Genomic DNA, 2,718 nt, shown 5'->3' with positions numbered 1-2,718 from the left:
CGGCGCCGCGACCGTATTCGTGGTGCAGGTCGAATCGCACAGGGGAGGCCGATGGAGAAGATCCTGGTTACCGGCGCTACTGGGAAGCTCGGCCGCGAGCTGATCCCGCGCCTGCTGAGTGCGGGGCGCGAGGTGAAGGCCGGCACGCGTGACCCGCAGCGCGCGCAGGCACTCTTCGGCGGCGCCGCCGAGGCCGTGGAGCTTGACTACGAGCGAACGGAGACATGGGACGCGGCCGTGATGTGGGCGGACCGGATCCTGCTCATACCCCCGCCCTTTGATCCGCAGACCGACCAGGCGCTCGTGCCCTTTATGGACTGGGCGGTCGCCTCGGGCGTGGGGCATGTGGTGCTCGTCTCCGCCATGGGCGTGGAGGCGCTCGACGACCTCCCGCTACGGCGAGTCGAACGCCGCATCGAGGCCGTCGGCGTCCCCTTTACTTTTCTCCGCCCCAACCTCTACATGCAGAACTTCCTTGCCAGCTATGTGGTGCGCCCGATCGGCGAGCGGCGGGCCTTTGCCCTCTCGGCCGGCACGGGGCAGGTGAGCTTTGTAGACGTGCGGGAGGTAGCAGAGGTGGCGGCGGCGGCGCTGACGTCCGACGCCCACCAGCGCCTGGCCTACACCCTCACCGGGCCCGAGGCTCTCTCGTTCGGCGCTGCGGCCCCGATCCTGGCCGCCGCGGCAGGCAGTGAGGTGCGCTACGAACCGATCAGCGATAGCCAGATGCAGGAGCTACTGCAGGGCCTCGGCTGGCGGCCCGAGCAGGCCCAGGTCGCCGTGGGCCTTTTCCGCTCCGTGCGGGAGGGGGCCCGCGCCGCGGTCACGAGCGACATGGCGGCCGTGCTCGGCCGCAACCCCCGCGATTTCCGATCCTTCGCCCAGGAGCACGCCGCCGCCTGGCGCTGAGGAACAGATCCTGGTGCGACGTCGTCCCCACTTTCCTTCGGCGTGACGCCGGCGTCAATCGAAACGCGACCCGTAGAGGTCCTGAACGCGGAGGCAGACATGGCAGACCTCACCCAGCGCGTAGACTACTACTACGTGACCGTGCCCAACCAGCCGGGCGAGGGCGCGCGCATGCTCGGCAAGCTGCGGGACGCGGGCCTGAACCTGCGCGCGGTGCACGCGTTCCCGAGCGGCGCCCTGGCGCAGATCGACCTGGTCCCGGAGGACAGCAGTGCGTTCGAGGAGGCCGCGCGCCAGGCGAAGCTCGAGCTGAGCGAGAAGAAAACCGCGTTCCTGGTGGAGGGCGACGACCGCCCCGGCGCCGTCGCGGCGACCCTCGAGAAGCTGGGCAACGCCGGCATCAACGTCACGGCGCTGAGTGCGGTACGTTCCGGCGGCGGGCGTTACGGCGCCCTGTTCTGGGTCGCGCCCGCCGAGGTTGAGAAAGCCGCGCAGACGCTCGGGGCGCGTTAGCCGCAGCGCGGGCGAGCTCGCGGGGGTTTGATACCAGACGGCCGGGGACGCAAATCCGGGTGCGATCCGTGCGATCCTTCTTGTGGGGCATTGTCGCACCAGGCAATATATATTTTGGAGACAGTTGCCCTCGTCGTGGTCGAGCGCGTACCAAGGTCGGCCCCCCGAGTCCTCACCTTGGCGAGGAGAACGGTTGTGCCCCCAAAGCAAACTCCTGCAACAGCTTGTTGCAAAATGGCTGGTCGGCGACCAGTTGTCAGGGCAGAATTGCGGCCACAGGCACAGCGAGATCCGGGAAGGCGAGAGGGTGCAGGGCCTCGCCGCGGACGTGCCGCCGCACATCCTGATACCCGTGCACGGTCGGATCCCGGTACACTTCGACCGCGTCCGCGGTGAGGTCGACCAGCCAGTACTCCGGGATGCCCGAGACCGCGTACAGGGGCGCTTTCTCGCCCCGGTCGAAGCCGACGGTCGTGTCCGCCACCTCTGTAAGGAGCAGCACGTCCCCCGGGCCGGGGTGGGCCGCCGCGTAATCGTCCGGGCGGGGCCGGACCACCGCCAGATCCGGCTCCGGCTCAGAAAGGTCGCTGAGGCGCACCGGGTTCTGGACCCTTACCAGTGCCTGGTCCCCTACGCCCCGCATCAGCAGCCGATCCAGACGGCCCACACATGCGGCGTGACGGCTGCCGATCGCCGCCAGCTCGATGATCTCGCCCTCGATCAGCTCCACGCGCTCGTCGGCGCCCAGGATGCCAGCCTCGGCCATCCGGTAGTACTCAGCCACCGTAAAGCGCCGCTTGGGCAGGGCCACGGGCATGTTCGCACCTCCAATCCCTGCGCGCCCGGCACGCTCCTCCCGTGCCGGGGCGGTACCTTGATCGAATGGCTGGGGCAGTTCCATAGCCGCGCGGGAAGTATGCCCACCACTGGATCGGCGTCGAGCTGGGCCGCGGCGGCTCTATCGCCGGGTGGGAATTGGCAATATGGTCGCTCGACTCCTGCTTCGGAAGGGGGGATTCGAGCCAGGTCAAGCCAGCTACCACAGCCACCGAATGTGGGAACAAGATAGGAGCAGGAGTGCCGACGGGCAGGGAAAGCCGGGCCAAAGAAAGAAGCCGGCCACAGCAAGCGGCCGGCTCTTCCAGGGCAACCGTGATCGAGGCGTCCGTGTGGTGCGACCTGTGAGCGTGCTTTCCGCGGCCTTGCGGCCGCTTACTCGCCTGCTCCAGAAAGGAGGTGATCCAGCCGCAGGTTCCCCTACGGCTACCTTGTTACGACTTCGCCCCAGTCACCAGG

Annotated in this window: 3 protein-coding genes and 1 other annotated feature; of the genes, 2 read left to right on the top strand and 1 reads right to left on the bottom strand. The window is 68.5% G+C overall.

Features of this window, described 5'->3' with window-relative positions; genetic code table 11:
- The first annotated feature begins 51 nt into the window (after positions 1–51).
- Entirely contained in the window at positions 52–909 is an 858-nt protein-coding gene (locus HY703_13875; protein MBI4546278.1) for an NAD(P)H-binding protein, read from the top strand.
- Between the two features lie 99 nt (positions 910–1,008).
- The gene (locus tag HY703_13870) at positions 1,009–1,422 is read left to right on the top strand and encodes a hypothetical protein (protein MBI4546277.1); all 414 of its coding nucleotides are present in this window, start codon (positions 1,009–1,011) and stop codon (positions 1,420–1,422) included.
- Positions 1,423–1,678: 256 nt separating this feature from the next.
- Here the strand turns inward: HY703_13870 and HY703_13865 are convergent, their stop codons facing one another.
- Positions 1,679–2,239, bottom strand: coding sequence for a Uma2 family endonuclease (locus HY703_13865; GenBank protein MBI4546276.1), 561 nt, complete (start codon positions 2,237–2,239; stop codon positions 1,679–1,681).
- 407 nt (positions 2,240–2,646) lie between these two features.
- Positions 2,647–2,717, bottom strand: a sequence feature (possible 16S ribosomal RNA but 16S or 23S rRNA prediction is too short).
- Position 2,718: the final 1 nt, after the last annotated feature.

It is taken from the genome of Gemmatimonadota bacterium (assembly GCA_016209965.1).
In the GTDB taxonomy this organism is placed as follows: Bacteria; Gemmatimonadota; Gemmatimonadetes; order Longimicrobiales; family RSA9; genus JACQVE01.
This window is presented reverse-complemented; position numbering and strand designations above follow the sequence as displayed.